Origin of the sequence: Kitasatospora sp. NPDC086801 (genome assembly GCF_044745805.1) — a bacterium.
In the GTDB taxonomy this organism is placed as follows: domain Bacteria; phylum Actinomycetota; class Actinomycetes; order Streptomycetales; family Streptomycetaceae; genus Kitasatospora.
Map to the genome: position 1 here is coordinate 37,077 of NZ_JBIVAX010000038.1, position 25,467 is coordinate 62,543.

23 protein-coding genes and 2 tRNA genes are annotated in these 25,467 nt (G+C 73.4%); 18 read left to right on the forward strand and 7 right to left on the reverse strand.

Annotation, left to right across the window (positions count from 1 at the left end; translation table 11 throughout):
- Window positions 1–5 precede the first annotated feature (5 nt).
- Window positions 6–1,394, forward strand: coding sequence for a type VII secretion-associated serine protease mycosin (gene mycP / locus ACIPLC_RS29825; RefSeq protein ID WP_400476131.1), 1,389 nt, complete (start codon window positions 6–8; stop codon window positions 1,392–1,394).
- A gap of 125 nt (window positions 1,395–1,519) precedes the next feature.
- Entirely contained in the window at window positions 1,520–2,854 is a 1,335-nt protein-coding gene (locus ACIPLC_RS29830; RefSeq protein WP_400476132.1) for an MFS transporter, read from the forward strand.
- A gap of 20 nt (window positions 2,855–2,874) precedes the next feature.
- Here the strand turns inward: ACIPLC_RS29830 and ACIPLC_RS29835 are convergent, their stop codons facing one another.
- Window positions 2,875–3,471 (reverse strand): flavodoxin family protein, encoded by a 597-nt coding sequence (locus ACIPLC_RS29835; protein ID WP_400476133.1) that lies wholly within the window; start codon window positions 3,469–3,471, stop codon window positions 2,875–2,877.
- A 177-nt stretch (window positions 3,472–3,648) separates the two neighbouring features.
- On the opposite strand from ACIPLC_RS29835, the gene ACIPLC_RS29840 reads away from it, so the two are divergent.
- The 5 genes from ACIPLC_RS29840 to ACIPLC_RS29860 all read left to right on the forward strand — a co-directional run bounded on the left by ACIPLC_RS29840 (window position 3,649) and on the right by ACIPLC_RS29860 (window position 7,664).
- The gene (locus ACIPLC_RS29840; protein WP_400476134.1) at window positions 3,649–4,116 is read left to right on the forward strand and encodes a winged helix-turn-helix transcriptional regulator; all 468 of its coding nucleotides are present in this window, start codon (window positions 3,649–3,651) and stop codon (window positions 4,114–4,116) included.
- Between the two features lie 272 nt (window positions 4,117–4,388).
- A tRNA-Thr gene (locus ACIPLC_RS29845) sits at window positions 4,389–4,464 on the forward strand.
- Between the two features lie 169 nt (window positions 4,465–4,633).
- The gene (locus ACIPLC_RS29850) at window positions 4,634–5,302 is read left to right on the forward strand and encodes a LuxR C-terminal-related transcriptional regulator (RefSeq protein WP_063348056.1); all 669 of its coding nucleotides are present in this window, start codon (window positions 4,634–4,636) and stop codon (window positions 5,300–5,302) included.
- A gap of 152 nt (window positions 5,303–5,454) precedes the next feature.
- Entirely contained in the window at window positions 5,455–6,417 is a 963-nt protein-coding gene (gene galE, locus ACIPLC_RS29855; RefSeq protein WP_063348055.1) for a UDP-glucose 4-epimerase GalE, read from the forward strand.
- A 299-nt stretch (window positions 6,418–6,716) separates the two neighbouring features.
- Window positions 6,717–7,664, forward strand: coding sequence for a LuxR C-terminal-related transcriptional regulator (locus tag ACIPLC_RS29860; RefSeq protein WP_400476135.1), 948 nt, complete (start codon window positions 6,717–6,719; stop codon window positions 7,662–7,664).
- Window positions 7,665–7,679: 15 nt separating this feature from the next.
- Here ACIPLC_RS29860 and ACIPLC_RS29865 read toward each other — a convergent pair whose 3' ends face one another.
- Window positions 7,680–8,177: a MarR family winged helix-turn-helix transcriptional regulator gene (locus ACIPLC_RS29865; protein WP_063348053.1), complete on the reverse strand. Its 498-nt coding sequence runs from the start codon at window positions 8,175–8,177 to the stop codon at window positions 7,680–7,682.
- Window positions 8,178–8,287: 110 nt separating this feature from the next.
- Between ACIPLC_RS29865 and ACIPLC_RS29870 the strand changes: the two genes are divergently transcribed.
- Window positions 8,288–9,079, forward strand: a complete 792-nt coding sequence (locus tag ACIPLC_RS29870; protein ID WP_400476136.1) for a methyltransferase domain-containing protein — start codon at window positions 8,288–8,290, stop codon at window positions 9,077–9,079.
- Between the two features lie 61 nt (window positions 9,080–9,140).
- On the opposite strand, the gene ACIPLC_RS29875 is transcribed toward ACIPLC_RS29870, so the two are convergent.
- Both ACIPLC_RS29875 and ACIPLC_RS29880 read right to left on the reverse strand, forming a co-directional pair.
- The gene (locus tag ACIPLC_RS29875) at window positions 9,141–9,896 is read right to left on the reverse strand and encodes a TetR family transcriptional regulator (RefSeq protein WP_400476137.1); all 756 of its coding nucleotides are present in this window, start codon (window positions 9,894–9,896) and stop codon (window positions 9,141–9,143) included.
- Window positions 9,897–9,922: 26 nt separating this feature from the next.
- Window positions 9,923–10,915, reverse strand: coding sequence for an acyl-CoA desaturase (locus ACIPLC_RS29880; RefSeq protein WP_400476138.1), 993 nt, complete (start codon window positions 10,913–10,915; stop codon window positions 9,923–9,925).
- 247 nt (window positions 10,916–11,162) lie between these two features.
- On the opposite strand from ACIPLC_RS29880, the gene ACIPLC_RS29885 reads away from it, so the two are divergent.
- The 6 genes from ACIPLC_RS29885 (at window position 11,163) to ACIPLC_RS29910 (ending at window position 16,031) form a co-directional block, all read left to right on the forward strand.
- A tRNA-Gln gene (locus tag ACIPLC_RS29885) sits at window positions 11,163–11,233 on the forward strand.
- Window positions 11,234–11,377: 144 nt separating this feature from the next.
- Window positions 11,378–12,832 carry a bifunctional UDP-N-acetylglucosamine diphosphorylase/glucosamine-1-phosphate N-acetyltransferase GlmU gene (gene glmU / locus ACIPLC_RS29890; RefSeq protein WP_400476139.1) on the forward strand — a complete coding sequence of 485 codons (1,455 nt, stop codon included), beginning with the start codon at window positions 11,378–11,380 and terminating at the stop codon, window positions 12,830–12,832.
- A 201-nt stretch (window positions 12,833–13,033) separates the two neighbouring features.
- Window positions 13,034–14,011: a ribose-phosphate diphosphokinase gene (locus ACIPLC_RS29895; protein WP_400476140.1), complete on the forward strand. Its 978-nt coding sequence runs from the start codon at window positions 13,034–13,036 to the stop codon at window positions 14,009–14,011.
- A gap of 283 nt (window positions 14,012–14,294) precedes the next feature.
- On the forward strand, window positions 14,295–14,882 hold the full coding sequence (locus tag ACIPLC_RS29900; RefSeq protein WP_400476141.1) for a 50S ribosomal protein L25/general stress protein Ctc: 588 nt from the start codon (window positions 14,295–14,297) through the stop codon (window positions 14,880–14,882).
- Window positions 14,883–14,991: 109 nt separating this feature from the next.
- A complete protein-coding gene (gene pth / locus ACIPLC_RS29905; RefSeq protein ID WP_400476142.1) occupies window positions 14,992–15,570 on the forward strand; it encodes an aminoacyl-tRNA hydrolase in 579 nt (192 codons plus the stop codon).
- Window positions 15,571–15,707: 137 nt separating this feature from the next.
- Entirely contained in the window at window positions 15,708–16,031 is a 324-nt protein-coding gene (locus ACIPLC_RS29910; protein WP_400476143.1) for a hypothetical protein, read from the forward strand.
- Between the two features lie 147 nt (window positions 16,032–16,178).
- Here the strand turns inward: ACIPLC_RS29910 and ppc are convergent, their stop codons facing one another.
- On the reverse strand, window positions 16,179–18,914 hold the full coding sequence (gene ppc / locus ACIPLC_RS29915; protein ID WP_400476161.1) for a phosphoenolpyruvate carboxylase: 2,736 nt from the start codon (window positions 18,912–18,914) through the stop codon (window positions 16,179–16,181).
- Window positions 18,915–19,248: 334 nt separating this feature from the next.
- Here ppc and ACIPLC_RS29920 point away from each other — a divergent pair, with 334 nt between their 5' ends.
- The gene (locus ACIPLC_RS29920; RefSeq protein ID WP_400476144.1) at window positions 19,249–20,517 is read left to right on the forward strand and encodes a sensor histidine kinase; all 1,269 of its coding nucleotides are present in this window, start codon (window positions 19,249–19,251) and stop codon (window positions 20,515–20,517) included.
- Window positions 20,518–20,593: 76 nt separating this feature from the next.
- Here ACIPLC_RS29920 and ACIPLC_RS29925 read toward each other — a convergent pair whose 3' ends face one another.
- Together ACIPLC_RS29925 and ACIPLC_RS29930 are read right to left on the reverse strand one after the other, a co-directional pair.
- Window positions 20,594–21,103, reverse strand: coding sequence for an SUKH-3 domain-containing protein (locus tag ACIPLC_RS29925; RefSeq protein WP_400476162.1), 510 nt, complete (start codon window positions 21,101–21,103; stop codon window positions 20,594–20,596).
- Between the two features lie 80 nt (window positions 21,104–21,183).
- Entirely contained in the window at window positions 21,184–21,645 is a 462-nt protein-coding gene (locus ACIPLC_RS29930) for a YwqJ-related putative deaminase (protein WP_400476145.1), read from the reverse strand.
- A gap of 380 nt (window positions 21,646–22,025) precedes the next feature.
- Here ACIPLC_RS29930 and ACIPLC_RS29935 point away from each other — a divergent pair, with 380 nt between their 5' ends.
- The 3 genes from ACIPLC_RS29935 to ACIPLC_RS29945 all read left to right on the forward strand — a co-directional run bounded on the left by ACIPLC_RS29935 (window position 22,026) and on the right by ACIPLC_RS29945 (window position 25,444).
- Window positions 22,026–23,210 (forward strand): Gfo/Idh/MocA family protein, encoded by a 1,185-nt coding sequence (locus ACIPLC_RS29935; protein ID WP_400476146.1) that lies wholly within the window; start codon window positions 22,026–22,028, stop codon window positions 23,208–23,210.
- Window positions 23,207–24,337, forward strand: a complete 1,131-nt coding sequence (locus ACIPLC_RS29940; RefSeq protein WP_400476147.1) for a DegT/DnrJ/EryC1/StrS family aminotransferase — start codon at window positions 23,207–23,209, stop codon at window positions 24,335–24,337. Before ACIPLC_RS29935 ends, ACIPLC_RS29940 begins: the two co-directional genes overlap by 4 nt.
- Before the next feature lie 105 nt (window positions 24,338–24,442).
- Complete coding sequence (locus ACIPLC_RS29945) at window positions 24,443–25,444, forward strand: SMI1/KNR4 family protein (RefSeq protein WP_400476148.1); 1,002 nt, start codon at window positions 24,443–24,445, stop codon at window positions 25,442–25,444.
- Window positions 25,445–25,467: the final 23 nt, after the last annotated feature.

Consider the following 25,467-nt stretch of genomic DNA (forward strand, 5'->3'; position numbering starts at 1 on the left):
TTGTGATGGGGCGGACGAACGCACGCGCTCGTTGGCGAATGTTCGCTGCGGCGCTTTTGGCGGCGGGAGCCGTGGTCGGCCCGGTTGCAGTGCCGGCGGCTGCCGATGGTTCGATCCGCGAGAAGCAATGGCATCTGGATGCCATGCACGCGTCGGAGATGTGGAAGGTTTCCAAGGGGCAGGGGGTCACGGTTGCGGTGGTCGACGGCGGATTCAAGCTGGACCATCCCGACCTGGCGGGCCAGTTTCTTCCCGGCAAGGACTTTAGCGGCAGTTCTGGTGGCGTGGGGTCTTATGGAGACGGACACGGCACGGAGATGGCCAGTCTCATCGCGGGCACCGGCATCAGCGTGGAGGGAACAGGGGCTTACGGTTTGGCGCCGGGCGCCAAAATTCTTCCGCTAAAAATCAATAACGGCTCCGTCGGGGCAGCTACCTCGGCCGATTTCCTCGACCAGATCGGCCAGGCCGTGAACTACGCCCTCGACCAGGGGGCAAAGGTCATTAACATCTCGCAGGGCATGGCGGCGGCCAGGACATCCCCGGACGATGTCGCCAAGTTGAATCGCATCCTTGCGGCGGCGAGGGCGAAGGGTGCTCTGGTAGTAGCTAGCGTTGGAAATGAGGCGCAGTCCGGAAATCCGGTCTCTTATCCAGGTGGGCTGCCCAATGTCGTCGGTGTCGGGGCTGTCGATCATGATGTCGTTGCGACGGCGGAATCCGAGCAAGGGCCGCAGGTAATCCTGGCCGCCCCCGGCATGGACATCGTCGCGGCTTGTGTGGCTGATACCGGGTATTGCAAGAGTCATGGAACGTCTGATGCCGCTGCTCTGGTATCGGCCTCGGCGGCACTAGTCTGGGCCGTTCACAAGGATTGGACTGCGAATCAGATTCTTCGGGTTCTCATCAGTACGACAGGGAAGCCGACCGACGGATCCGTCCGCAACAACGATGTCGGTTATGGCGTAGTGCGGCCTCGGATTGCTCTGACGGACCCTGGTGATCCCGGCCCGGCGGATGTGTCTCCGGTTCCGGCGGCTGAGACTGCGCCTGCGGCCAGCCCGTCCGCGTCTGCGAGTCCGTCGGCTACTGCGTCGCCCGCGCCGAGTTCTGCGGCCCCGAGCCCGAGTGACGTGGCGGTGGGGGCGCCGCCGGTGGAGTCGAAGACGGAGAAGCCGTCCGGCTCGGGCGGCGCGCTGCTGGTTGTGGCTGCTGTGGTGGGCGGGTTGGCGCTGGTCGCCGGTGTGGTGTTCGTCGTGTTGCGGCGGCGGAAGGTGGGCGGGCAGCCTGCGGTGCCGCCGCAGGTGGGTTCGGTGACTCCGCCGCCGCCTCCGCCGCCTCCGCCGTCGTATGAGCCGCCGGTGCCGCCGGGGGAGAACCCGTACGCGCGGTGATGGCGGGGGTCTGCGCTGCTGTGCGCCTCCGGTGTTGAGCCGGGGGCGCGTGGGGTGGGGGTGTGCGCGGGGGTCACTCGGGTGGGGGCTGGTGGCCGGGGTGGGCGGGTGTCCAGGGTGGTGGTATGGATGCGGAGGAAGCCCGGCGGGTGGGGCAGTTGCGGCGTGCGGCGGCTGCGGCGCTGATCGGTACGGCGATCGAGTTCTACGACTTCTTTTTGTACGGGACGGCGGCGGCCCTGGTGTTCGGGTCGGTGTTCTTTCCCGAACTGGGCACGGTGGGGGCGCTGTTGGCGGCGTTCTCGGTGTACGCGGTGGCGTTCTTGGCCCGGCCGCTGGGGGCGGTGGTGTTCGGGCATTTCGGGGATCGGGTGGGGCGGAGGGCGACGCTGGTGGTGTCGCTGTTGTTGATGGGGTTGTCGACGGCGGCGGTGGGGGTGTTGCCGGGGTTCGGGTCGTGGGGGTGGTGGGCGCCGGTGGCGCTGGTGGCGTTGCGGGTGTGCCAGGGCGTGGGGTTGGGCGGGGAGTGGGGCGGGGCGGCGCTGCTGATCGCGGAGAACGCGCCGGCCGGGCGGCGGGGGCGGTACGGGGCGTTCCTGCAGTTGGGGCCGACGAGCGGGTTCGTGTTGGCGAACGGGGTGTTCCTGGCGGTTCAACTCGGCCTGGACGGACAGGCGTTCCGGGAGTGGGGCTGGCGGGTGCCGTTCCTGGCGTCGTCGGGGCTGGTGGCCGTGGGGCTGTTCGTGCGGCTGCGGTTGGAGGAGACGCCGCTGTTCCGGGCGGACGAGCCGAGGGACCGGGCGCCGGTGGTGGAGGTGTTGCGCGGGCATTGGCGCACGGTGGTGTTGGGCTGTGGGGCGATCACCGTGGGGTACGCGCTGTTCTACCTGACCACGACGTACGCGTTGGCGTATGCGACGTCCGGGCTCGGGGTGGCGAGTTCGCTGGTGCTGGTGATGCTGCTGGTGGGTGCGGTGGGCATGGGCGTGACGGTGTGGGTGAGTGCGTCGCGCAGTGACGGGTGGGGGCGGCGGCGGACGCTGTGCTGGGCGACGGGCCTGGCGGCGGGGTGGTCGCTGGTGCTGTTCCCGCTGCTGGAGACGGTGCGCCGACCGTTGATGTTCGTGGCGCTGGCGGGTGCGCTGGTGGTGCTGGGGTGCCTGATGGGGCCGGTGGCGGCGTTCCTGCCGGAGCTGTTCCCGACCCGGGTGCGGTACACGGGCGCCGCGTTGACGTACAACCTGGGCGGTGTGGTGGGCGGTGCGACGACGCCGCTGGTGGCGACGCGGCTGACGGAGGTGTACGGGACGGCGGAGCCGGTCGGCTGGTACCTGGTGGGGTTGGGTGTGGTGGCGCTGGGGTGCCTGTGGCTGCTGCCGGAGACCGGCGGCGCGGAGTTGGGGGCGGTGGACGGCGGACGCCGCCGGGCGCCCGTTCTGGGGGCGGATCCGGCGGCGTAGGTGCCGACCGTGCGGTGCGGTCAGCCGGCGAGGGCGGCGCGGCCGGCCAGGATGACGGCGGTGTGCTGGGCGACCCGCTCGCCGAGGTACTCGGCGGTCGCGATGTCGGCCTTGTGCACGGCCTCGGGGCCGGCGTCGGACGGGCTGGAGGCGGCGGCGCCGTTGAAGAAGCCGAGGCGGTTGAGGTCGTTCTCGGTGGCGGTGGTGGCGTTCCAGCCGGGCTTGAGGCCGAGGTTGACCCAGCTCATGGCGTGCTGGGCGGCGAGGGTCTGGAAGAAGCCGAGGGTGCCGGCCTTGTCGCCGCTCTTGGAGGCGGAGTTGGTGAAGCCGGCGGCGACCTTGTCCCGCCAGGCGTCGGAGAACCAGCGCTTGCTGCTGGCCTCGGCGAAGACGTGGAAGGCGCCGGAGGCGGTGCCCATGTAGGTGGGGGAGCCGAAGACGATCGCGTCCGCGGCGTCGAGCTGGGCCCACTGCTCGTCGGTGATGGTGTCGACGGCGATCGGGACGACCTCGGCGCCGGCGGCGGCGGCACCGCGGGCGACGGCTTCGGCTATGACGGCGGTGTGGCCGTAGCCGGAGTGGTAGGCGAGGGCGACGGTCGGGCGGATGGCGGTCATGCGGGGGCACTCCTGTACGGGAAGGGGGAACGGGTGCGGGCAGAGGGGTAGGGCAGGGCAGATGGCGGCGGTGGGGCGTGCCGGCGCACCCCGGCCCGTCGATCGGTCTCCAATATAGACCAAGTCTCTATTGGTTACCAGGGGTGGATTGGAGACCGCAGGGCTACCCTGGACGGCATGACGACGGAGGAAGCGGCCCGGGCGGAGATCGGCACCGGGCGGCAGGGGCAGGAGCGGGAACAGGAGTCGGAGCAGGAGGGCGGGCAGGACCGGGAGCAGGAGCTCGACGTCTTCGCCCAGCTCTGTCCCAGTCGCGCGATGTTCGCCGAACTGGCCGACAAGTGGTCGATGTTGATCCTGATGAGCCTCGCCGCCTGCGGGCAGCAGCGGTTCTCCGAACTGCAGCGCGGCGTCGGCGGGGTCAGCCGCAAGATGCTCACCCAGTCGCTGCGCAGCCTGGAGCGCAGCGGCCTGGTGCGCCGCACCGTGTTCCCGGAGACGCCGCCGCGGGTGGTCTACGACCTGCTGCCGCTCGGCCGGGAGCTGGCCGTGCTGCTGGCGCCGCTCGGCCGGTGGACGGAGCAGCACACCGGGCAGATGCTGGCTGCCCGTGAGGAGTTCGACCAGGCGCACACCGAAGGCTGACCGGGCCCGCGCCGGGGTCTGGCCGGGCCCGCGTCGGGGTCTGACCGGGCCCGCCTCGAAGGCCGAACCGGCGCGCACCGGGGGTCGACCGGGCCCGCACCGGGGGTCGACCGGGCGCGCACCGGGGGTCGACCGGGCCCGCGCCGAGGGGCGGGCACCCGCCCGCCGGGGGTCGGTCCGGCATGCGCCGGGGGCGCGGACCCGATTTCCCTTCCGGGCCGCCCGCCGTGTAGGGTCTTCCTTGTTCGACCGGCCCGGTGAAAGCCCGGCAAGCCCCTATAGCTCAGTCGGTAGAGCGTCTCCATGGTAAGGAGAAGGTCTGCGGTTCGATTCCGCATGGGGGCTCCATTCGAAGGCCCTCGCTTCATGGCGAGGGCCTTTTGCTGTTCCCCGATCAGGTCGCCGGGCGGAGCGCGGCGGCCTAGCGGGTCGGGTACGGAATGCGCTGTGATGGTGCGTCATCGGCCGCCCGCCCGAGGGGCGCGGGCGCGAGCCGAACCCCGACCGGGAGGGCGTCATGGGCGTTCGACTCGTGGTGGTCGACGATCACCGGCTGTTGGCCGAGGCACTGGCCACGGCGTTGCAGCTGCGCGGCCACCGGGTGCTCGCGGTCGGCTGCCCGGCCGGGGTCGCGGCCGATCTGGTGGTCGGCCGGCGGCCTGAGGTGTGCCTGCTGGGGGTGGCCGCGCCGAGCGAGCCGGCGGCTTTCGACGGGCTGCGCCGGATCCGCCGGGAGCGCCCCGAGGTGGCCGTGATCGTGCTCGGGCCGGTGGGTGAACTGCGTGGTGTGGCAGGGGCGTTCGCGGCCGGGGCGGCGGGGTACGTGCCGAGCGACGAGCGGATCGGGGTGGTCGAGCGGGCGATCGGGCGGGCCCGGGCGGGCGAGGCGGCGGTGGCCGTGGACGTGCTGCGCGGCGCCTTCGACCAGTTGCTGCGGCCGGTCGCCGAGCCGGACGACGAGGCGGTGCGGCTGCTGCGGCTGCTGACCCGCCGTGAGGTGCAGGTGCTGGCCCGGATCGCGGACGGGGAGGACACGGCGGCGATCGCCGCCGGGATGCGGATCGCCGCGAGCACCGCCCGGACGCACGTCCAGCGGGTGCTGATGAAGCTCGGTGCGCGGACCCGGCTGGAGGCGGCCGCGGTGGCGGCCCGGACCGGGCTGCTGGAGCGGATGGCCGGCGGCTGAGAGGGGCCTCGGGTTTCGTGGAACCGGCCCCCGGGCGGCCCGGTCGGGTGGTCCTGGGCACCCCGGCGGGCAGGGAGAATGGCCTCAGTCGTACACACGTCATCGACGGCCGCCGCTGATCCGGCGGACCGTCGCCCGCTGGAGGTCTCATCATGAGTAAGTACCTGGTCACGGGTGGCGCCGGCTACGTCGGCAGCGTGGTGGCCGCCCACCTGCTGGAGGCGGGGCACCAGGTGACCGTCCTGGACGATCTCTCCACCGGTTTCCGTGAGGGCGTCCCGGTCGGTGCCGAGTTCGTCGAGGGCCGGGTCCAGGAGGCCGGTCGGGTGCTGGACGGTTCCTTCGACGGTGTGCTGCACTTCGCCGCCTCCTCGCAGGTCGGCGAGTCGGTCGTGGACCCGGAGAAGTACTGGCGCAACAACGTGGCGGGTTCGCTGGAGCTGGTCGCGGCGATGCGTGCGGCGGGCGTGCGCAAGCTGGTGTTCTCGTCCACCGCCGCCGTCTACGGCGAGCCGGAGGTGGTGCCGATCGCGGAGACCGCCCGCACCTCGCCGACCAACGCCTACGGCGCCACCAAGCTCGCCGTGGACCACCTGATCACCAGCGAGGCCGTCGCGCACGGCCTGGCCGCCGTCTCGCTGCGCTACTTCAACGTGGCCGGTGCGTACGGCGCCTACGGGGAGCGCCACGACCCCGAGTCGCACCTGATCCCGCTGGTGTTCCAGGCCGCGCTGGGCCAGCGCCCGCACATCGCGGTGTACGGCGAGGACTACCCTACCCCGGACGGCACCTGCATCCGCGACTACATCCACGTCGCGGACCTGGCCGACGCGCACCTGCTGGCGCTGGACGCGGCCAAGCCGGGCGAGCACCTGATCTGCAACCTGGGCAACGGCAGCGGCTTCTCGGTGCGCGAGGTGATCGAGTCGGTCCGGCGCGTCACCGGCCGGGAGATTCCGGTGCAGGCGGCCGGCCGCCGGGCCGGTGACCCGGCCGTGCTGGTGGCCTCGGCCGCCCGTGCCCACGAGGCGCTGGGCTGGACGCCGCGCCGCCCGAACCTGGACGACATCGTGGCCGACGCCTGGAAGTTCGCCCTGGAGAAGCACGGCCAGTAGGCCGGAGGACCCCGCAGGCGCCGCTCCCGGAGGGTTCGGGGGCGGCGCCTCGGCGTTGCCCGCTTCGACCGGTGATGGTGCGAAATCCCGCCACTCACGCACCTCCTGACAAAACTTCACCAAACCGCCACGAGGGGGTTTCCCGGCCCGTACGCTGAGTGCGGTACCGGTGGGGGCCGGCGCCCTTTTCGGCCTCGCCGGCCACCGGTGGGCGGGCGGAGTGACGGGCCCAGATCGCGGGTGCCGGGGCCGGTCCCCGCCCCCGGGCTCGGGTCGGTCTGAGCAGGGGGGTAGTGACGATGGGGCGGATCCGCGTCCTGGTGGTCGATGACCACCGGATCTTCGCCGAGGCCCTGGCCGCGGCGCTCGCCGCCGAGCCCGACGTGGAGGTGGGGGCGGCCGGCAGCGGGGCCGCCGCCGAGCGGGCGCTGGAGCGTGCCGCCGTCGAGGGCCGGGCCTTCGACGTGGTCCTGATCGACGCCGACCTGGGGGCGGAGGGCGCCGGTTCGGCGGGTGCCCGCGGCCGACCCGGACCGGACGCCGCCGACGCGGCCCGACGGCGCCCGGCCCCGGCCGTGCCGCCGCCCCGCTACCCGGCCGTCCCGTCGCCGGCGGCGTCCGGTGGCCGCCCGGTGGACCTGCTCCGCCCGGGCGTGCGCGGCACGGAGCCGTCCCGCCCCGACGCGTACCGGGCCGACCAGTTGAGAGCCGCGCCTCCGGCACCGGACGGCATCACCCTGCTCGCCCGGGTCCGCCGCGCCCATCCGGGGCTGCGGGCGGTGGTGCTGGCCGTCGCCGACGACCCGCACCGCGCGGCCCGGGCCCTGCACGCGGGTGCCACCGGCTGGGTGGCCAAGGAGAGTTCACTGGCCCGGCTGCTCGCCGTGGTCCGGGGGGTGCTGCGGGACGAGACGCACCTGCCGCCGGCGCTGCTGACCGGGGTGATCCGCGAGCTGACCACCGCCCGGCGGGACCGCACCGAGAGCGAGCGGCTGGTCGACACCCTCACTCCGCGGGAGAAGCAGATCCTGCGCTGCATGGTCGCGGGCCTGGGCCGGCAGGCCGTCGCGGAGCGGCTCTACCTGTCGCCGCACACCGTCCGGACGCACATGCAGAACGTGCTCGGCAAGCTCGGGGTGCACTCCACGCTGGCGGCGGTCGCGGTGGCCCGCCGGGCCGGGGTCAGCCCGGCCGAGCCGGCCCTGCCGGCGCCGCCGCCCGTCGCGACCACGGTGGACCGGACGTGAGCTCCAGCGCCCGGATCAGCCCGGGATGTTGTCGAACGGGGCGACCAACTGCCGCAGGAGTGCGGCGAGTTCGCCCTGCTGGCCGGAGCTGAGCTGGGCGAGCAGTTCGCGTTCGTGCGCGAGCAGCCCGGCGAGTGCCTGGTCGGCGCGGTCGCGGCCGTCGTCGGTGAGCCGGACGAGCACGCCGCGCCGGTCGTCCGGGTCGGGCAGGCGCTTGACCAGGCCCTTGCCGGTGAGGCGGTCGATGCGGTTGGTCATGGTGCCGGAGGTGACCAGGGTCTGGGTGAGCAACTGGCCGGGGGAGAGCTGGTAGGGGGAGCCGGCCCGGCGCAGGGCGGTCAGGACGTCGAACTCCCAGGGCTCCAGCCCGTGCTCGGCGAAGGCGGTGCGGCGGGCGCGGTCGAGGTGCCGGGCGAGTCTGCTGACCCGGCTGAGTACCTCCAGCGGCTCCACGTCGAGGTCGGGGCGCTCTCGGCGCCACGCTGCGACCAGCCTGTCGACCTCGTCCTCCATGACGATCAGTGTATCGGTGGATGTGTCGATGTGAAGTCTCTTGACGTCGAGAAATGTGCCAGCAAGGCTACCTGGGATATCTTGATGTCGAGATACTTGCGAGGTGGACCATGACCAGTCCTGTCTGGGACCCGGCGCAGTACCTGCGCTTCGCGGACGAACGCACCCGTCCGCTGCGCGACCTGCTCGCCCGCGTCCCCGCCCTCCCGAACCCGAGCGATCCCGTGATCCTCGACATCGGCTGCGGCCCCGGCAACTCCACCGCCGTGCTGCGCGCACGCTGGCCGCACGCCCGGCTCACCGGCGTCGACAACTCCGCCCCGATGCTCGCCACCGCCCGCACCGACGGCGAACCCACCGCCGACTACCTGCTCGCCGACGCCCGCGACTACGACCCGGCCCCGGCCGGACCCGACCTGATCGTCTCCAACGCCACCCTGCAGTGGATCGACGGCCACCTCGACCTCGTCCCGCGCTGGGCCGGCGCCCTGCGGCCCGGCGGCACCGTCGCCTTCCAGGTCCCCGGCAACTTCGACGCCCCCAGCCACACCCTGCTCGCCGAACTCCGGCGCAGCCCCCGCTGGCGCGGCCTCCTCGGCGACGACGACACCAGGGCCGGCGTCCACCCGCCCGAGCGCTACCTGGACGCCCTCGCCGCCGCCGGCTGCACGCCCGACGTCTGGGAGACCACCTACCGCACCCTGCTCCCCGGCCCGGACCCGGTCCTCGCCTGGGTCAAGGGCACCGCCCTGCGCCCCGTCCTCACCCGACTGACCGACCCCGGCCGCCAGGCGGCCTTCCTCGCCGAGTACGGGGCGCTCCTGCGCGAGGCCTACCCGGCCGGACCGCACGGCACCGTCTTCCCGTTCCGGCGGATCTTCGCCGTCGGGACCAGGGACTGATCCCGGGCGGGAGGGCCACCGGCCCTTCCGCCCGCCCGTCGGTCGCTCCTTCCCCCGCAGGTCAGTCCTTGCGCCCGCCGACCAGCCTCGGGTGCCGCTCCAGGCCCTCCAGCCCGTGCCAGGCCAGGTTCACCAGGTGTGCCGCGACCTGCGCCTTGTCCGGCTTGCGGACCTCCAGCCACCACTGCCCGGTCAGCGCCACCATGCCGACCAGCATCTGCGAGTACATCGGGGCCAGCCGGGCGTCGAAGCCGCGGGACTTGAACTCCAGGCCGAGGATGTCCTCCACCTGCGTCGCGATGTCGCTGATCAGCGACGCGAAGGTGCCGGTCGACTGGGCCACCGGGGAGTCCCGGACCAGGATCCGGAAGCCGTCCGTCGAGGTGTCGATGTAGTCCATCAGCGCGAACGCGGCCTGCTCCAGCAGTTCCCGCGAGTGCCCGCCGGTCAGCGCCCCCGTCACCATGTCCAGCAGCAACTGCATCTCGCGGTCCACCACCACCGCGTACAGCCCCTCCTTGCCGCCGAAGTGCTCGTACACCACCGGCTTCGACACCCCGGCCCGCTCGGCGATCTCCTCCACCGAGGTGCCGTCGTAGCCGCGCTCCGCGAACACCGTCCGGCCGATCTCCAGCAGCTGTTCCCGCCGCTGCTTGCCGGTCATCCGGACCCGCCCGCCCCGGCGGCGCGGCGCCGGGGCGGGCGCACCTCCCGAGGCGCCCCCGCCCGCCGGTGCAGCGGTTCGCGGACGGGCCGGCGCCGCGTCCGTCCGCGTGCTCTGGTGGCCGCCTGTGCTGTCTGCGCTGCTCCCGTTCACCCCTACATCATGCTGGAAGCGACGCGTCATGCGGCGCGGCGGGCGGCGATCCGCTGCGCGTCCGGCCAACGGACGTCCCGGACCCAGCCGGCCAGCTCGAACCAGCGGATCAGCCGGGCCGAGGAGTCGATCTGCCCGCGCAGCACCCCGTGCCGGGCGGCCGTCGGGTCCGCGTGGTGCAGGTTGTGCCAGGACTCGCCGCAGGAGAGCACCGCGAGCCACCAGACGTTGCCCGAGCGGTCCCGGGAGCGGAACGGGCGCCGGCCGACGGCGTGGCAGATCGAGTTGATCGACCAGGTGACGTGGTGCAGCAGGGCCACCCGGACCAGCGACCCCCAGAAGAAGGCGGACAGCGCGCCCGACCAGGACAGCGTCACCAGCCCGCCGACCAGCGGGGGGAGCAGCAGGGAGATCATCGTCCAGAGCCAGAACAGCCGGGAGATCCGCCGTATGGCCGGATCGCGGACGAGGTCCGGCGCGTACGTGAGCTGCGAGGTCTGCTCCTCGTCGAACATCCAGCCCATGTGCGCCCACCACAGGCCCTTGAGCAGGGCCGGGAGGCTCTCCCCGTAGCGCCACGGCGAGTGCGGGTCGCCGTCCTTGTCGCTGAACCGGTGGTGCTTGCGGTGGTCGGCCACCCAGCGCACCAGCGGGCCCTCGACCGCCAGGCTGCCGGCGATCGCGAGGGCGAGCCGCATCGGGCGGTTGGCCTTGAAGGCGCTGTGGGTGAAGTAGCGGTGGTAACCGACGGTGATGCCGTGGCAGGTGAGGAAGTACATGGTGACGGCGATCGCCGCGTCCGTCCACCCCAGCCCCCACCCCCAGGCCACCGGTACGGCGGCCAGCAGCGCGGCGAACGGCAGGAGGATGAACAGTCCGAGCGCGAGCCGTTCGGCGAGGCCCTGCTTCTCCCCGCCGCGGGTGGCGGACAGCTGCGTGGCGGCGGTGTCGGTGGGATCGGGTGATTCGGTGGGAAGCGCGGCGGTCCCCGCGCCCGGTTCGCCGGCCTTGGCGGTCATGAGTGTCCCCTTGCGGCATCCCTGTGCGGGAGAGGAGCGGAGGCTACGTTGGCGTAACCTACGGCATCGTAGGTTGCGCTCCGTGGCGAAGGGAACACGCCGCCGCACGGCGCTTGAGTGAATTCACCCGACTGGATGGATGAACCGGCGGCCCGGCTTGTTCGACCGTCCCCGGTGGATCGGGGCCCGCGGATCGCGGCAGTTGATACCCACGGCAGGGTCGACTCGGGTAGGGTCTGAGCAACCATCCGCCGTGGTGTAATGGCAGCACAGGGCCCTTTGGAGGCCTTTGTCTGGGTTCGAATCCTAGCGGCGGAGCCTTTGCACGCCTCGGGTTCGGGCGTACTGCCGAACCGCCGGTATTGTCGGTGCTGCTCGGCGGACTGTGCGAATGGCGACCGGCCTCGGTCCGGGCCGGGCCCGTTCTGCCCGCTCAGTGAACCGACCGAGGAGCCTCCCCGCATGGGTGCCAATTCGCTTGCCGCCGTTGTCGTGCTCGCCGCCGGTGGCGGGACCCGGATGAAGTCGAACAAGCTGCCCAAGGTGCTGCACGAGGTGTGCGGCCGGTCGCTGGTGGGCCATTCCGTCTCGGCGGCCTGCGAACTGACGCCGGAGCAGCTCGTCGTGGTGGTCGGACACCAGCGGGAGCAGGTCCAGGAACACCTCGCGGCGCACTACCCGGCGGCCCGCCCGGTGGTGCAGGAGGACCAGAAGGGCACCGGGCACGCGGTGCGCACGGCGCTGGAGGCGCTGGCCGCCGACGGCGTGGTGCTGGACGGCACGGTGATCGTCACCGCCGGGGACTCCCCGCTGCTCACCGGGGCCACGCTGCGCCGTCTGGCGAAGGCCCACACCGACCAGGACAACGGGGTCACCGTGCTGACCGCCGTCGTCCCCGAGCCCTTCGGCTACGGCCGGATCCTGCGGGACGAGGACGGCACCGTCGCCGCGATCGTCGAGGAGCGGGACGCCACCGCCGTCCAGCGCTCGATCGCCGAGATCAACTCGGGCGTCTTCGCCTTCGACGCCAAGCTGCTGGCCGAGGCGCTGGCCGAGCTCACCACGGACAACTCGCAGGGCGAGGAGTACCTGACCGACACCCTGGAGATCCTGCGCACTGCCGGGCACCGGGTGGGCGCCGTGGTCGCGGAGGACCACCGGGACATCCTGGGCATCAACGACCGGGTGCAGCTGGCGCAGGCCCGCCGGCTGCTGAACGACCGCCTGCTGGAGCGGGCGATGCGGGCCGGCGTCACCGTGGTGGACCCGGCGACCACCTGGATCGACGTGCAGGTGACGTACGAGCCGGACGCCGTCGTGCTGCCGAACACCCAGCTGCAGGGCGCCACCCACCTGGGCGAGGGCTGCGAGGTCGGCCCGAACTCGACCCTGACCGACACCCTGATCGGCGCCGGTGCCCGTGTGAGCAACACCACGGCGGACCGCGCCGAGGTGGGCGAGCTGGCCACCGCCGGCCCGTACGCCTACCTGCGGCCGGGGGCCAAGCTGGCCCGCAAGGCGAAGGTCGGCACCTACGTCGAGGTGAAGAACTCCGAGCTGGGCGAGGGCGCCAAGGTGCCGCACCTCTCCTACATCGGCGACGCCACGATCGGCGAGGGCACCAACGTCGGCGCGGCCTCGGTCACCGTGAACTACGACGGCGTCAACAAGCACCGCACGGTGATCGGTGCGCACTGCCGCACCGGCTCCGACAACATGTTCATCGCCCCGGTGACGATCGGGGACGGTGCCTACACCGCGGCCGGTTCGGTGGTCACCACCGACGTCCCGCCGGGCGCGCTCGGAGTGAGCCGGGCGCACCAGCGCAACATCGAGGGCTGGGTGGAGCGCAAGCGCCCGGGGACCACCTCCGCGCAGGCCGCGAAGGCCGCGACGGGCGGGGCCGCGGACGCCTGACGGGGCGGGCGGCGCCCGAGGGACGGCCCGGGGCGGACGGTTTCTGCGTGGGCGCGTAACCTTGGGGACATACGTGCGCCACTGGGCTTACGGCCCGTGTCCAGGCGTACCGACAATTCCCCCGACCCCTCGTGCGAGCCGGCTGCGCCTGCCCGCACGGGATGACGGGGTTCAGCGTCAGCAACGCGAGGAGACGGTGCAGTGAGCGGGATCACGACGTCGGGTGAGAAGAAACTGAAGCTCTTCTCCGGCCGTGCCCACCCGGAACTGGCGAGGGAGGTGGCCGAGGCGCTCGGGACCGAGCTCGTCCCGACCAAGGCCCTGGACTTCGCCAACGGTGAGATCTACGTCCGCTTCCTGGACTCGGCCCGCGGTGCGGACTGCTTCGTGATGCAGAGCCACACGGCTCCCATCAACCAGTGGATCATGGAGCAGCTGATCATGATCGATGCTCTGAAGCGGGCCTCCGCCAAGAGCATCACCGCGATCCTGCCGTTCTACGGGTACGCCCGCCAGGACAAGAAGCACCTGGGCCGCGAGCCCATCTCGGCGCGCCTGGTCGCCGACCTGCTGCGCCAGGCGGGTGCCGACCGGCTGATGGCCGTGGACCTGCACACCGCGCAGATCCAGGGCTTCTTCGACGGCCCGGTGGACCACCTGTTCGCGCTGCCGATGCTGGCGGACTACGTGGGCGGGAAGGTGGACCGCTCCAAGCTGACCATCGTGTCGCCGGACGCCGGCCGGGTGAAGGTGGCCGACCAGTGGTGCGACCGGCTGGACGCGCCGCTGGCGATCATCCACAAGCGCCGTGACATGACCCAGGCCAACACCATCCTGTCGGCCGAGGTCGTCGGTGACGTCAAGGACCGGGTGTGCGTCCTGGTCGACGACATGATCGACACCGCCGGCACGATCTGCGCCGCGGCCGACGCGCTGTTCGACAACGGTGCGGCGGACGTCCTGGTGGCGGCCACCCACGGCGTGCTCTCCGGCCCGGCCGCGGACCGGCTGAAGAACTCGCGGGTGAGCGAGTTCGTGTTCACCAACACGCTGCCGACCCCGGCGCAGCTCCAGCTGGACAAGATCACCACGCTGTCCATCGCCCCCTCGATCGCGGCCGCGATCCGCGAGGTGTTCGAGGAGGGTTCGGTCACGAGCCTCTTCGAGGGCGTGCACTGACGAAGCCCCACGGCGGCGGCCCCGGTCCGGATCGGACCGGGGCCGCCGCCGATTTCACGGGAGGCCGTTCATGCGGTTAGACTCGTGAAACTGCTCGGCGAGGGATGCCGTGTGCCTGCTTGCCGGGTGCCCGCTCCGTGATCGACGCGCTGCCGGTGTCGGATTCCCGTCCGCCGGCAGAGGCCGTTACCGCCGAGTGACCCCCGAACGTACTGAGGGTGTGGTCCCGGCGGTTTTTCGCGTTGCCTGCACCCCCGCGCCAGTCTTCCCGAGGAGTGCAGTCGTGTCCGAGATCCGCATCGCCGCTGAGACCCGTTCCGAGTTCGGCAAGGGTGCCGCCCGTCGCGCCCGCCGTGCCGGCTTCGTCCCCGGTGTCGTCTACGGCCACGGCCACGCCCCGGTTCACCTGAACCTGCCCGGCCACGACCTGATGATGGCCCTCAAGACCCCGAACGCCCTGCTGGTCGTGCCGATCGAGGGCAAGGACGAGTACGTGCTGCCCAAGGCCGTCCAGCGCGAGGCCATCAAGCGCACCATCGAGCACGTCGACCTGCTGCTGGTCAAGCGCGGCGAGAAGGTCACCGTCGAGATCCCGGTCCTCACCGAGGGCGAGCTGGCCCCCGGCGGCAACCTGCTGGAGCACGTCCTCAACTCGCTGCCGATCGAGGCCGAGGCCACCCACCTGCCCGAGTCGGTCACCGTCTCGGTCGAGGGCCTGGAGTCCGGCGCCTCCGTCCTGGCCAAGGACATCGTCCTGCCGGCCGGCGTCACCCTGGCCGTCGACGCCGACGCCGTCGTGCTGCAGGTCATCGGCGCCCAGGCCGCCCCGGCCGAGGACGCGGCCGCCGAGGCCGAGGGCACCGAGGCCTGAGCCTCGCGCCACCAGCTGTGACCGCTGCCCCGGTCGCTCCCGTCGGAGCGGCCGGGGCAGCGGTGTGTCCGGGAAGATGACGTAGAGCGCGCACAGGAGGAGAGAGGGCATGGCTGACGAGTACGAGGGTCCCTGGCTGGTGGTGGGGCTGGGCAACCCGGGCGAGCAGTACGCCCGGAACCGGCACAACATCGGGTTCATGGTGGCGGACCTGCTGGCGCAGCGGATGGGCGCGAAGTTCAAGGCGCACAAGAGCCGGGCGCAGGTGGCCGAGGGGCGGCTGTCCGGCCGCCGGGTGGTGCTGGCCAAGCCGATGTCGTTCATGAACCTCTCCGGCGGCCCGGTGACGGCGCTGCGGGACTTCTACAAGGCGCCGGCCTCGGCGCTGGTCGCCGTCCACGACGAGCTGGACATCGACTACGCGGCGCTGCGCCTCAAGCTGGGCGGCGGGGACAACGGCCACAACGGGCTGAAGTCGATCACCAAGTCGCTGGGGCCGGACTACTACCGGGTGCGGTGCGGGATCGGCCGGCCGCCGGGCCGGATGGAGGTCGCGGACTTCGTGCTGAAGGACTTCTCCGGCGCCGAGCGCAAGGAACTGGAGTGGTTCGTGGACCGTTCGGCGGACGCGGTGGAGGCGCTGCTGTCCGAGGGGCTGGAGCGGGCGCAGGGCACCTACAACTCCTGATGCTCCATCAAGTCCGGGAGCGGTGGTACGCAACAGTCGTACAACGCTTGCCGGTCCACACCTGAATCCGTGTGAGAAGCCCGTGCGGGATCGGATAGCGTCGGCCTGGTACGCGAACGAGTCCTGGGGAGTTCTCGATGCGGGGTTTTCGTCCGGTCCGCCGACTGCGGCGGCTCCGGGTGGTCCGACTGAAGCAGCTCGGGCGGCGGGTCGGTACGGCCGGTGCGCTGGGGGCGGCCGGGGTGCTGCTCTCGGGCGGCGCGGTGGCGCACGCCGACGCGGTGGCCGAGCCGGATCCGGGGGTCTCCCCGGATCCTGCGGCGGCGCAGTTCGGGCCGCTGCTCGGCGAGTCGATGGGCCCGGACGCCGGGTTGCTGGCGGTCGGCGGCGGCCTGGTGGTCGCGGCCGGCGGCGCCGCGCTGTGGCTGAAGCGCCGGCGCGCGGGCGAGCCGGGCGAGTAGCCGCCCGCGCGGTTCCACGACACCGGGCCGGTCGTCCACGGAAGTGGGCGCCGGCCCTTTCGCGTGCCCCGGGCCCTTCCGGTACGGGACAGGGCCGCCGCCCACCCGGGAAGGTGGACGGCGGCCCTGTCCCGTACGGGCGCGGCGTCAGCCGGTGTTGCGCAGGCCGGCGGCGATGCCGTTGACGGTCAGCAGCAGTGCGCGGGCGCGCAGCGGGTCCTCGTGGCGGCCGGTCGCGACCTCCTCGCGCTGGCGGCGCAGCAGCGCGACCTGGAGGTAGGAGATCGGGTCGAGGTAGGCGTCGCGGACGGTGAAGGTCTGCTTGAGCACCGGGTTGTGCTCCAGCAGTTCGCCCTCGCCGGTGAGCCGGAGCACCTCGCGCAGGGTGAGGTCGTGCTCGGTGACGATCTGGTCGAAGACGTGGTGCAGTTCGGCGGGCACCAGCTGCTCGACGTAGTGGCGGGCGATCCGCAGGTCGGTCTTGGCCAGCGTCATGGCGACGTTGGACAGGAAGTTGCGGAAGAAGTGCCACTGGCCGTGCATCTCGTCGAGCACGTCGCCGAGGCCGGCCGCGCGGGCGGCGGCGAGGCCGGAGCCGACGCCGTACCAGCCGGGGACGATCTGGCGGGACTGGGTCCAGCCGAAGACCCACGGGATGGCCCGCAGGCCGTCGAGGCCGGCGCCGGAGTCGGGGCGGCGGGACGGGCGGGAGCCCAGGTGCAGCGAGGCGAGCTGGTCGACCGGGGTGGCGGCGAAGAAGTACTTCGGCAGGTCGTCCTGCTCGACCAGGGCGCGGTAGGCGGTGTGGGCGGCCTCGGAGACCCGGTCCATCGCGGCGTCCCAGCGGGCCAGCTCCTCGGGGGCCTGGCGCGGGGCGGTGTGCAGCGCGGAGGCGGAGAGGGTGGCGGAGATGGTCAGCTCCAGGTTCTCCCGGGCGAGGGAGGGGAGCAGGTACTTGTCGGAGATGACCTCGCCCTGCTCGGTGACCTTGATCTCGCCCTCCAGGGTGCCCCAGGGCTGGGCCAGGATGGCCTCGTGGGAGGGGCCGCCGCCGCGGCCGACGGTGCCGCCGCGGCCGTGGAAGAGGCGCAGCCGGATGCCGTAGCGGTGGGCGACGTCGCGCAGCCGGCGCTGGGCGCGGTGGATCTCCCACTGGGAGGTGGTGATGCCGCCGAACTTGGAGGAGTCGGAGTAGCCGAGCATGACCTCCTGGACGTCGCCGCGCAGCGAGACGAGCAGCCGGTAGGAGGGGTCGGACAGCATCTCGTCGAGGATGAGGTCGGCCTTCTGGAGCTCCTCGGTGGTCTCCAGCAGCGGCACGATGCCGATCTTGGCGATGCCGCCGTGCAGGTCGATCAGGCCGGCCTCGCGGGCCAGGACGGTGGCGGCGAAGACGTCGTCGGCGCCCTGGCACATGGAGATGATGTAGCTCTCGACGATCTCGTCGCCGAAGCGCTCGAAGCCCTCGCGGATGGTGTTGAAGACGCCGAGGGTCTTGGTGCCGGCGGCGTCCAGCGGGGCCGGGGTGGGGGCGAGCGGGCGGCGCGAGCGGAGTTCCTTGGCGAGCAGCTTCTGCCGGTACTCGCGGGGCATGTCGGCGTAGCGCCAGGCCTCCTCGCCGAGGCGGTCGAAGAGCTGGCCGAGGGCGTGGTGGTGGGCCTCGGCGTGCTCGCGGACGTCCATGGTGGCGAGCTGGAGGCCGAAGGCCTCGATGGTGCGGATGGCGCGGGCGAGGCGGCCGTCGGCGATCAGCTCGCCGCGGTGGGAGCGCAGGGAGTCCTGGATGAGCCGCAGGTCGGTGATCAGCTCGCGGGTGCCGAGGTAGTCGCGGCCCTCGACGTGCGGGGTGCCCTGGGCGAGCCGCTCGCGGGTGTTCTCCAGCTTGAGCCGGACGCAGGTGGCCTTGAGGCGGTAGGGCTCCTCGGCGTTCATCCGCTTGTAGCGGGGGCTGAGCTCGGGGAGCTGGTGCAGGTCGGTGTTGAGCGAGGCGAGCAGCTCGACCGAGGCGCCGGCCAGCCGCTCGGAGGTGGAGAGGGTGCCGCGCAGGTCGTCGACGGCGGCCAGGGCGTCCTTGATGCCGTACTCGTGCTGGAGGTTGAGGACGTCCCAGGTGACCTGCGGGGTCACGTTGGGGTTGCCGTCGCGGTCGCCGCCGATCCAGGTGCCGAAGGTGAGCGGGCGGACGCCGTCGGGCAGGGTGAGGCCGACCCGGCCGAGCTCCTCGTGCAGCTCCTCCAGGACCTGGGGGACGGCGTCGCGGTAGAGCTCGTCCAGGTAGTAGACGGCGTTGCGGGCCTCGTCGGTGGGCTCGGGGCGGGCGATGCGCAGCTCGTCGGTCTGCCAGAGCAGGTCGATGACCTCGGCGAGGCGGCGGTCGGCCTGGCGGCGGGCGCTGCTGGTGCGGGCCGGGTCGGCCTGGGAGAGGCCGGCGGCGATCTCCTCGCGGTGGATGCGGTCGAGGAGTTCGCCGATGCGGCGCAGCTTGTTGAGGACGCTGCGGCGGGCGGCCTCGGTGGGGTGGGCGGTGAAGACCGGGCGGACCGCGAGGTGGGCCAGGGTGTTCTCGAGGTGCTTGGGGTCGGCCTCGGCGAGCTGGTCGGCGGTCTGGGCGAGCAGCGAGCCCTCCCGGGCGCGGCGGGTGGCGAACTCGCGGCCGCGGTGCACCTGTTCGGTGACGTTGGCGAGGTGGAAGTAGGTGGAGAAGGCCCGGACCAGCTTGGCGGCGGTGTCCAGGTCGATGTCGGAGAGGAGTTCGGCGGTGGCCTCGCCGTCGGTCCGGCTGAGCAGGCGGACCTGTTCGACCAGGCCCAGTAGCTGGGGGCCTTCCTGGCGGACCAGCGTCTCGCCGAGCAGGTCGCCGAGGCGGCGGATGTCCGCACGCAGGGCCGCGTTGTCGGCGACTGGGCCGGCGGCGTTGACATTGGGGCTGTCCGCCGGGGCGGGGACCGGAGCGGTCACGGCTGGCTCCCTGTGGTGGTGGGGTTCGGCAACGGCTCATCGTCACAGGTCCGCCCGCGTGTGGCGGGTGTGACGCGTGCGGACCGCGCTGTCCGACGCGACCAGCATAGGTGTCGGGGCGGTCGCTGTCCGCGAGGTGGCCGGATGGCGGACAGGAACGCCGCAGGCCGCATGTGGTCTGGACCACTTGGGAGCCTGGCGAGGTGTCGGGGGCAATCCCGGTGGGGAGGGGAGGGGGTTGCCGCTTAGGCTGTCGACCATGAGCAAGTCGCCTGGGGAGCGCGCGCCGGTCCGGCCGTTCTGGTGGTGGAAGCGGCCGCGCAGCGCCTTCCTGGACATCGGGCTGGCGGTGCTCGCCGCGCTGGAGTGCGCGCTCAGCGCGATCGCCTTCCTCTCCGGCCGGGTGCACCTGGACGCCGCCGGGGTGGTCGGCATCTCGCTGCTCGGCGCGGTGGCGGGCGGTTCGCTGGTGCTGCGCCGCCGCTGGCCGGCCGTACCGGTGCTGGTGACCCTGGTGGCGATGCCGGGGATGCTGGGCGTCCTGCTGCTGGTGGTGTCGCTGTACACGCTGGCGGCGACCTGGGAGTGGCCCACCCGGCGCTGGCGGGTGGTGGCGCTGTCCGCACTGGCCTTCGCCGAGACCGTCGCCGTGATGATGGTGTCGATGCTGACGCCCGGCGACACGACGGTGGAGCAGCCGCCGCTCTGGGGCCAGGTGCTGATCGCGGTGCTGGTCTCCGTCGGCCTGACCGTCCCGCCGGTGGTCACCGGGCTGTACGTGGGCGCGCGGCGGCGGCTGATCGACTCGCTCAAGGACCGGGCGCACGGCCTGGAGACCGAACTGGACCTGCTGGCCGAGCAGGCCCAGGAGCGCGCCCGCCGGGCCCGGCTGGAGGAGCGCACCCGGATCGCCCGGGAGATGCACGACGTGGTGGCGCACCGGGTGTCCCTGATGGTGGTGCACGCCGGGGCGCTGGAGCGGATCGTCGCCAAGGACCCGGAGAAGGCCGCGCAGAGCGCCAAGCTGATGGGCGAGGTCGGGCGGCAGGCGCTGAACGAGCTGCGGGAGATCCTCGGCGTGCTCCGGATGGACGACGAGCGCCAGCCGGAGCCGGACTCGCTGGCCGGGCTGCCGCGGCTGGTCGACCAGTCCCGGGCGGCGGGGATGGCGGTGACGCTGACCGTCAGCGGCAGCCGGCAGGAGTTCACCGGCGAGGCCGAGCAGACCGCCTACCGGGTCGTCCAGGAGGGGCTGACCAACGCGCACAAGCACGCCGGCGGCGCACAGGTGTCCGTCCTGCTCGCGTACGCGCCCAACGGGGTGCGGGTGAGCGTGGTGAACGCCTGCCCGGGCGGCGGCGGGGGCGCGGCGAAGCTGCCCAGCGGCGGCAACGGGCTGGTCGGGATGCGGGAGCGGGTGATCGCGTTGGGCGGCACCTTCTCCTCCGGGCCGGAGGCGGACGGCGGGTTCCGGGTCGAGGCGGTGCTGCCGTCCCGGCTGGCCGTCCGGGCCGAACGGCTGCGGTGACGCGCCGCCGGGGCGGGTCCGAGGACTCGCCCCGGGCGCGCGTCGGCGGAGCGCCCCGGGGCCCGGCGGACCGCCGTCAGGACCCGTCGGCGGTGCGCAGCCGCTCCGGGGCGGTGCCCAGGACCAGGGTGGTGACGGCCTGGTCGATGCCGTGGCCGAGGAACCACTCGCCGGTGTGGTCCAGGCTGTAGACCCGGCCCTCCTCGTCGACGGCCAGCAGCGCCTGCCCGTACGCCTCCTCGCCGAGCGGCGCGAGCCGGGTGTCCAGGGCGCGGCCGAGGTCGAGCAGGGTGCGCGGCTGGTGCAGCCCGCACAGCGGGTCGATCAGGAACGGGGTGCGGGCCAGCTGGCGTCCCGGGCCGGCCAGGTCGAAGGCGAGGCCGCCGAACTCGGCCCAGGCCTCCACCGCCGCCGGGAACACCGCGTGCCGCAGACCGGACGGCCCGCCGTACCCGACCAGGGCGTCGGCCCACTCCTCGGCCTGCCGTATCTGCCAGCGGCCCGGGTGCCAGCCGGCCGCCTTGAGCTCGGCGGCGACGTCGGCGGGGAAGCGCGGGCGGGTCCGCCCGGCGGGGGCGGCGGACAGGGTGGCCGGCGGCGGGGGCGGACTGGGCGGGTTCAGGGCGGACTCCAGGGCTCGGGGACAGGGGGCGTACGAGGGCGCGGTCAGGGCGCGGGCGGCCCGACGGCGACGCTCTGCACGGTGAAGTGCTCCAGCATCGGGGCGCAGGAACGGCACGGCGGGGCGTGCGTGCCGTGTGCCGGGTCGCCCTCCTCCCGGATGCGCACCGTCGTCATCCGGGAGCCCTTGAGCGCCTTGCGGGCCTCGTGCAGGGTCATCGGCTTGCGGGCGGCGCGCTTGGAGCGCCGGCCGTCGACCGTGGCCAGGTACTGGGAGAGCAGGACGGCCTCCGGGCAGCGGCCGGTGAACCGCTCGCGCGCCTCGACGGGCAGCGTGTCCAGGAACTCGCCGACCAGCGGGTGCAGGACCGGCCGACGGGCGTCCTTGTCCCCGGCCAGGGTGTGCACCTCGCCGCCCTTGAGCGACAGCGCGGCGGCGACGGCGGGCAGCAGGCTGTCGCGGTGGTGGCGCAGCACGGGCGGGCCCGCGGGCTCACCGGTGGTCATGCGTCGTCCTCCTCCTCTGTTCCCGCTGACGGAAGGACCGGTGGGACGGTCCGGGGCAAGCCTGTCAAACGACACCGACATCCGCACAACCGGGGTGCGGGGGCGGACGAACGACCGTGCGGGACCGGCCGGGTCGTCACCCGATCCTCGCTGGACCGGGGCCGGATCCGCACACCGCCGTCACGACTTGTCCGCCGATTTCCCGAAACCGCCCCGGGGCCGGGGGCGCGGCCGGTACCGTTCCGGCAGCGAGGCCGAAGGGGATCCGGCCGACCGTCCGCGGACGTGCGGACGGGGCCGGTCCCGGTGCCCGCGCCGGACGTTGGGGCCGCCGGGGTGGGCCCGCGCCCGCCCCGGCGGCGGAGCGAAGGGGCTCGTGGATGACGTCGGAGCAGCCCGGTCCGACCGGACCGCAGCGGCGGTCGGGGGCCTGGGACGCGCAGGCCGCCAACCAGGCGCCCGGTGGGCACGTGCCCACGCCGGGCGAGCCGCCCCGGCCGGCGCCGGAACGCCCGGTCGGGCTCGCCGTGGTCGGGGCCGGCTACTGGGGCCCGAAGCTGGTCCGCAACGCGCAGCACACCCCGGCGCTGCGGCTGCACTGGCTGTGCGACCTGGACGAGGCCAAGGCCCGTACCGTGCTGGGGGAGTACAGCACGGTCCGGGCGACCGGCTCCTACCGGCGGGTGCTCGACGACGAGCGGGTCGGGGCGGTCGCGGTGGCCACGCCCGCGGCCGCGCACTACCGGCTGGTGCGGGCCGCGCTGGAGGCCGGCAAGCACGTGCTGGTGGAGAAGCCGATCACCACCTCCGCCGCCGAGGCCGCCGAACTGGTCGACCTGGCCGAGCGCAGCGGGCTGGTGCTGATGTGCGACCACACCTTCTGCTACACCCCGGTGGTGCGCCGGATCCGCGAGCTGGTGCACGGCGGCGAGATCGGCGACGTCCAGTTCTTCGACTCGGTGCGGATCAACCTCGGCCTGGTGCAACCCGACGTGGACGTGCTGTGGGACCTCGCCCCGCACGACCTGTCGATCCTCGACTTCGTGCTGCCGCCCGGCGTCGAACCGGTCGGGGTGTCCGCCCAGGGCGCCGACCCGATCGGCGCCGGACGGGCCTGCGTGGCGTACCTGACGGTCCGGCTGAGCAACGGCGCGCTGGCCCACTGCCACGTCAACTGGCTCTCCCCGACGAAGGTCCGCACCACGCTGATCGGCGGCTCCCGGCGCACCCTGGTCTGGGACGACCTCAACCCGCAGGCCCGGCTGGCCGTGCACGACCGCGGCGTCGACCTCACCCCGCCCGACGAACTGACCGACGCGATCCGGCACCGGGCGCTGATCTCCTACCGGGTCGGCGAGATGGTCGCGCCCGCACTGGTCGAGCAGGAGGCGCTGCGCAACGTGATGGCCGAGTTCGCCGCCGCGATCACCGAGCGCCGGGCCCCGCTCACCGACGGCCGGGCCGGGGTGCGGGTGCTCCAGCTGCTGGAGGCGGCCTCGCTCAGCCTCGAACTCGGCGGCGCCACCGTCCCGGTGGGGTCCGGGGAGCGGGCGGCCGTCCGGTGAGCGCCGAGATCCCGCCGGCCGACCCGATCCCGCTGGTCGACCTGGCGGCCGCGCACGCCGAGGTCGCGGCCGAGGTCCGGGCCGGCTTCGACCGGGTGCTCGCCTCCGGCGGCTACGTCAAGGGCCCCGAAGTGGCGGGCTTCGAGCGGGAGTACGCCGACTTCACCGGTGCCCGGCACTGCGTGGGCGCCGGCAACGGCACCGACGCCCTCGAACTCGCCCTGCGCGCCCTCGACCTGCCGCCCGGCGGCGGGGTCGTGCTGCCCGCCAACACCTTCGTCGCCACCGCCGAGGCCGTGCAGCGGGCCGGGCTGCGCCCGGTGCTGGTCGACGCCGACCCGGTGCACCTGCTGATCGACCCCGAGCGGGCCGCCGGGGCGCTGCCCGGCGCGGTCGCGCTGCTGCCCGTCCACCTGAACGGCCAGCTCGCCCCGATGGGGCCGCTGCTGGAACTGGCCGACGGACGGCCGGTGGTGGAGGACGCGGCGCAGTCCCAGGGCGCCCGGCAGCACGGCCGCACCGGCTACGGGCGGATCGCGGCCACCAGCTTCTACCCGGGCAAGAACCTCGGCGGCTACGGCGACGCCGGGGCCGTGCTCACCGACGACGACGAACTCGCCGCCGCCGTCCGGCTGATCGGCGACCACGGCGCCCGCGAGAAGTACCGGCACGAGCGGTTCGGCTTCAACTCCCGGATGGACGCGCTGCAGGCCGTCGTACTGCGGGCCAAGCTGCGCCGGCTGCCCGCCTGGAACGCCGCCCGCCGGGCCGCCGCCGCCCGCTACGACGCCCTGCTCGGCGGCCTCGACGGCCTCACCCTGCCGCGCACCGCACCCGGCAACGAGCACGTCTGGCACCTGTACGCGGTGCGGATCGGCCCCGGCCGGGACCGCGACGCGGTCCTCGCCGCGCTGCACGCCGCCGGGATCGGCGCCGGGGTGCACTACCCCGTCCCGGTCCACCTGCAGCCCGCGTTCCGTCACCTCGGCCACCGCGCCGGGGCGTTCCCGGTGGCCGAGCGGGCCGCCCGCGAACTGCTCAGCCTGCCGCTGCACCCGCACCTCACCGAGGCGCAGCAGACCCGGGTGGCCGGGGTGCTGGCGGGGGCGCTCGGGCACCGGTTCTGACGGCTCCCCTTCTCCCCGGGCGGGGGCCCGGGCCCGGGGGCGACCCCCTACGCTGGTGTCCAGCAAGCGCACCGAGAATTTGCAGCAGCCAGTGGGGGCTCCCAGATGACGACAGGTCGGCCCGGCGTCGCCGCCGCACCGAACGCGGCGTACGCAGGTCAGGTGGTGCAGTTCCCGGACCCGGTCCGCGCGGAGCGACACCCCGCCGGGGTCCGGGTGGACGAGTACGGCTACCCGGACTTCGGCCCGTACGCCGCCGCCGCGGCCGAGGTCGCCGACCCGCCGGACGGCTTCGGCGTGGACGAACTGCGGCTGACCGACTACGTGTCGGCCAACGCCGCGCTGTTCACCCAGGGCCACCCGCTCTGGGCCGACCTGGACACCGCCGTCGCCACCCCGCCCGGCTGGACCTGGCACCACGCGGTCGGCCGGGCCGCCCCCGGCTGGCGGCGGATGGAACTCGTCCCGGTCGAGGTCAAGGCGCTGCTGCGGCACCACGCCGGCCTGGCCACCTCCTCCGCCGACCACACCCGCCGCGGCACTCGCCCGCTGCAGGAGCGCCGGCCCGTGCACTTCTCGCTGGCCAAGGACGGCGGCGACCCGATCGGCGTGCCCGAGGACCTGGTGCAGCGCGCCGAGGAGCGCCTCGGCTACCGGCTGCCCGGCGCCTACCGCACCTTCCTCAAGCTGGGCGGCGGCCGCGCCCCGGTCGGGGTGGCGCTGGACACCGAGCTCGGCATGCTGCTCGACCAGCCCTTCCTCACCCTCAGCGAGGAGTACGGCACCCAGGACGTCGTGTACGCCAACAAGTGCCTGCGCGACCACCTCACCAAGGACTACCTGGGCGTCGCCTACGCGCAGGGCGGCATCGTCGCGCTCAAGGTGCGCGGCGACCGGACCGGCTCGGTCTGGTTCCACCTGTACGACGACGCCCGCGACACCGGCGCGCCGGAGGCCCCGGAGGACCGCTGCGCCCGGCTGCTGCTGCCCTGCGGCGAGGACTTCGACGCCTTCCTGCTGCGGCTGGCCGGCGGCCCGCCGGAGCTGGAGACGGTCGCGGAGCTGATGGTGGACGGCGGGTTCGCCCGGGCCGTCCCGGTGGACTGACGTGGCCGCGGCGGTGGAACGAG

Coding starts and splice junctions, on each gene's coding strand:
- mycP (WP_400476131.1), top strand. CDS start 6: ATGGGGCGGACGAACGCACGCGCTCGTTGGCGAATGTTCGCTGCGGCG.
- ACIPLC_RS29830 (WP_400476132.1), top strand. CDS start 1,520: ATGGATGCGGAGGAAGCCCGGCGGGTGGGGCAGTTGCGGCGTGCGGCG.
- ACIPLC_RS29835 (WP_400476133.1), bottom strand. CDS start 3,471: ATGACCGCCATCCGCCCGACCGTCGCCCTCGCCTACCACTCCGGCTAC.
- ACIPLC_RS29840 (WP_400476134.1), top strand. CDS start 3,649: ATGACGACGGAGGAAGCGGCCCGGGCGGAGATCGGCACCGGGCGGCAG.
- ACIPLC_RS29850 (WP_063348056.1), top strand. CDS start 4,634: ATGGGCGTTCGACTCGTGGTGGTCGACGATCACCGGCTGTTGGCCGAG.
- galE (WP_063348055.1), top strand. CDS start 5,455: ATGAGTAAGTACCTGGTCACGGGTGGCGCCGGCTACGTCGGCAGCGTG.
- ACIPLC_RS29860 (WP_400476135.1), top strand. CDS start 6,717: ATGGGGCGGATCCGCGTCCTGGTGGTCGATGACCACCGGATCTTCGCC.
- ACIPLC_RS29865 (WP_063348053.1), bottom strand. CDS start 8,177: ATGGAGGACGAGGTCGACAGGCTGGTCGCAGCGTGGCGCCGAGAGCGC.
- ACIPLC_RS29870 (WP_400476136.1), top strand. CDS start 8,288: ATGACCAGTCCTGTCTGGGACCCGGCGCAGTACCTGCGCTTCGCGGAC.
- ACIPLC_RS29880 (WP_400476138.1), bottom strand. CDS start 10,915: ATGACCGCCAAGGCCGGCGAACCGGGCGCGGGGACCGCCGCGCTTCCC.
- glmU (WP_400476139.1), top strand. CDS start 11,378: ATGGGTGCCAATTCGCTTGCCGCCGTTGTCGTGCTCGCCGCCGGTGGC.
- pth (WP_400476142.1), top strand. CDS start 14,992: ATGGCTGACGAGTACGAGGGTCCCTGGCTGGTGGTGGGGCTGGGCAAC.
- ACIPLC_RS29910 (WP_400476143.1), top strand. CDS start 15,708: ATGCGGGGTTTTCGTCCGGTCCGCCGACTGCGGCGGCTCCGGGTGGTC.
- ACIPLC_RS29920 (WP_400476144.1), top strand. CDS start 19,249: ATGAGCAAGTCGCCTGGGGAGCGCGCGCCGGTCCGGCCGTTCTGGTGG.
- ACIPLC_RS29930 (WP_400476145.1), bottom strand. CDS start 21,645: ATGACCACCGGTGAGCCCGCGGGCCCGCCCGTGCTGCGCCACCACCGC.
- ACIPLC_RS29935 (WP_400476146.1), top strand. CDS start 22,026: ATGACGTCGGAGCAGCCCGGTCCGACCGGACCGCAGCGGCGGTCGGGG.
- ACIPLC_RS29945 (WP_400476148.1), top strand. CDS start 24,443: ATGACGACAGGTCGGCCCGGCGTCGCCGCCGCACCGAACGCGGCGTAC.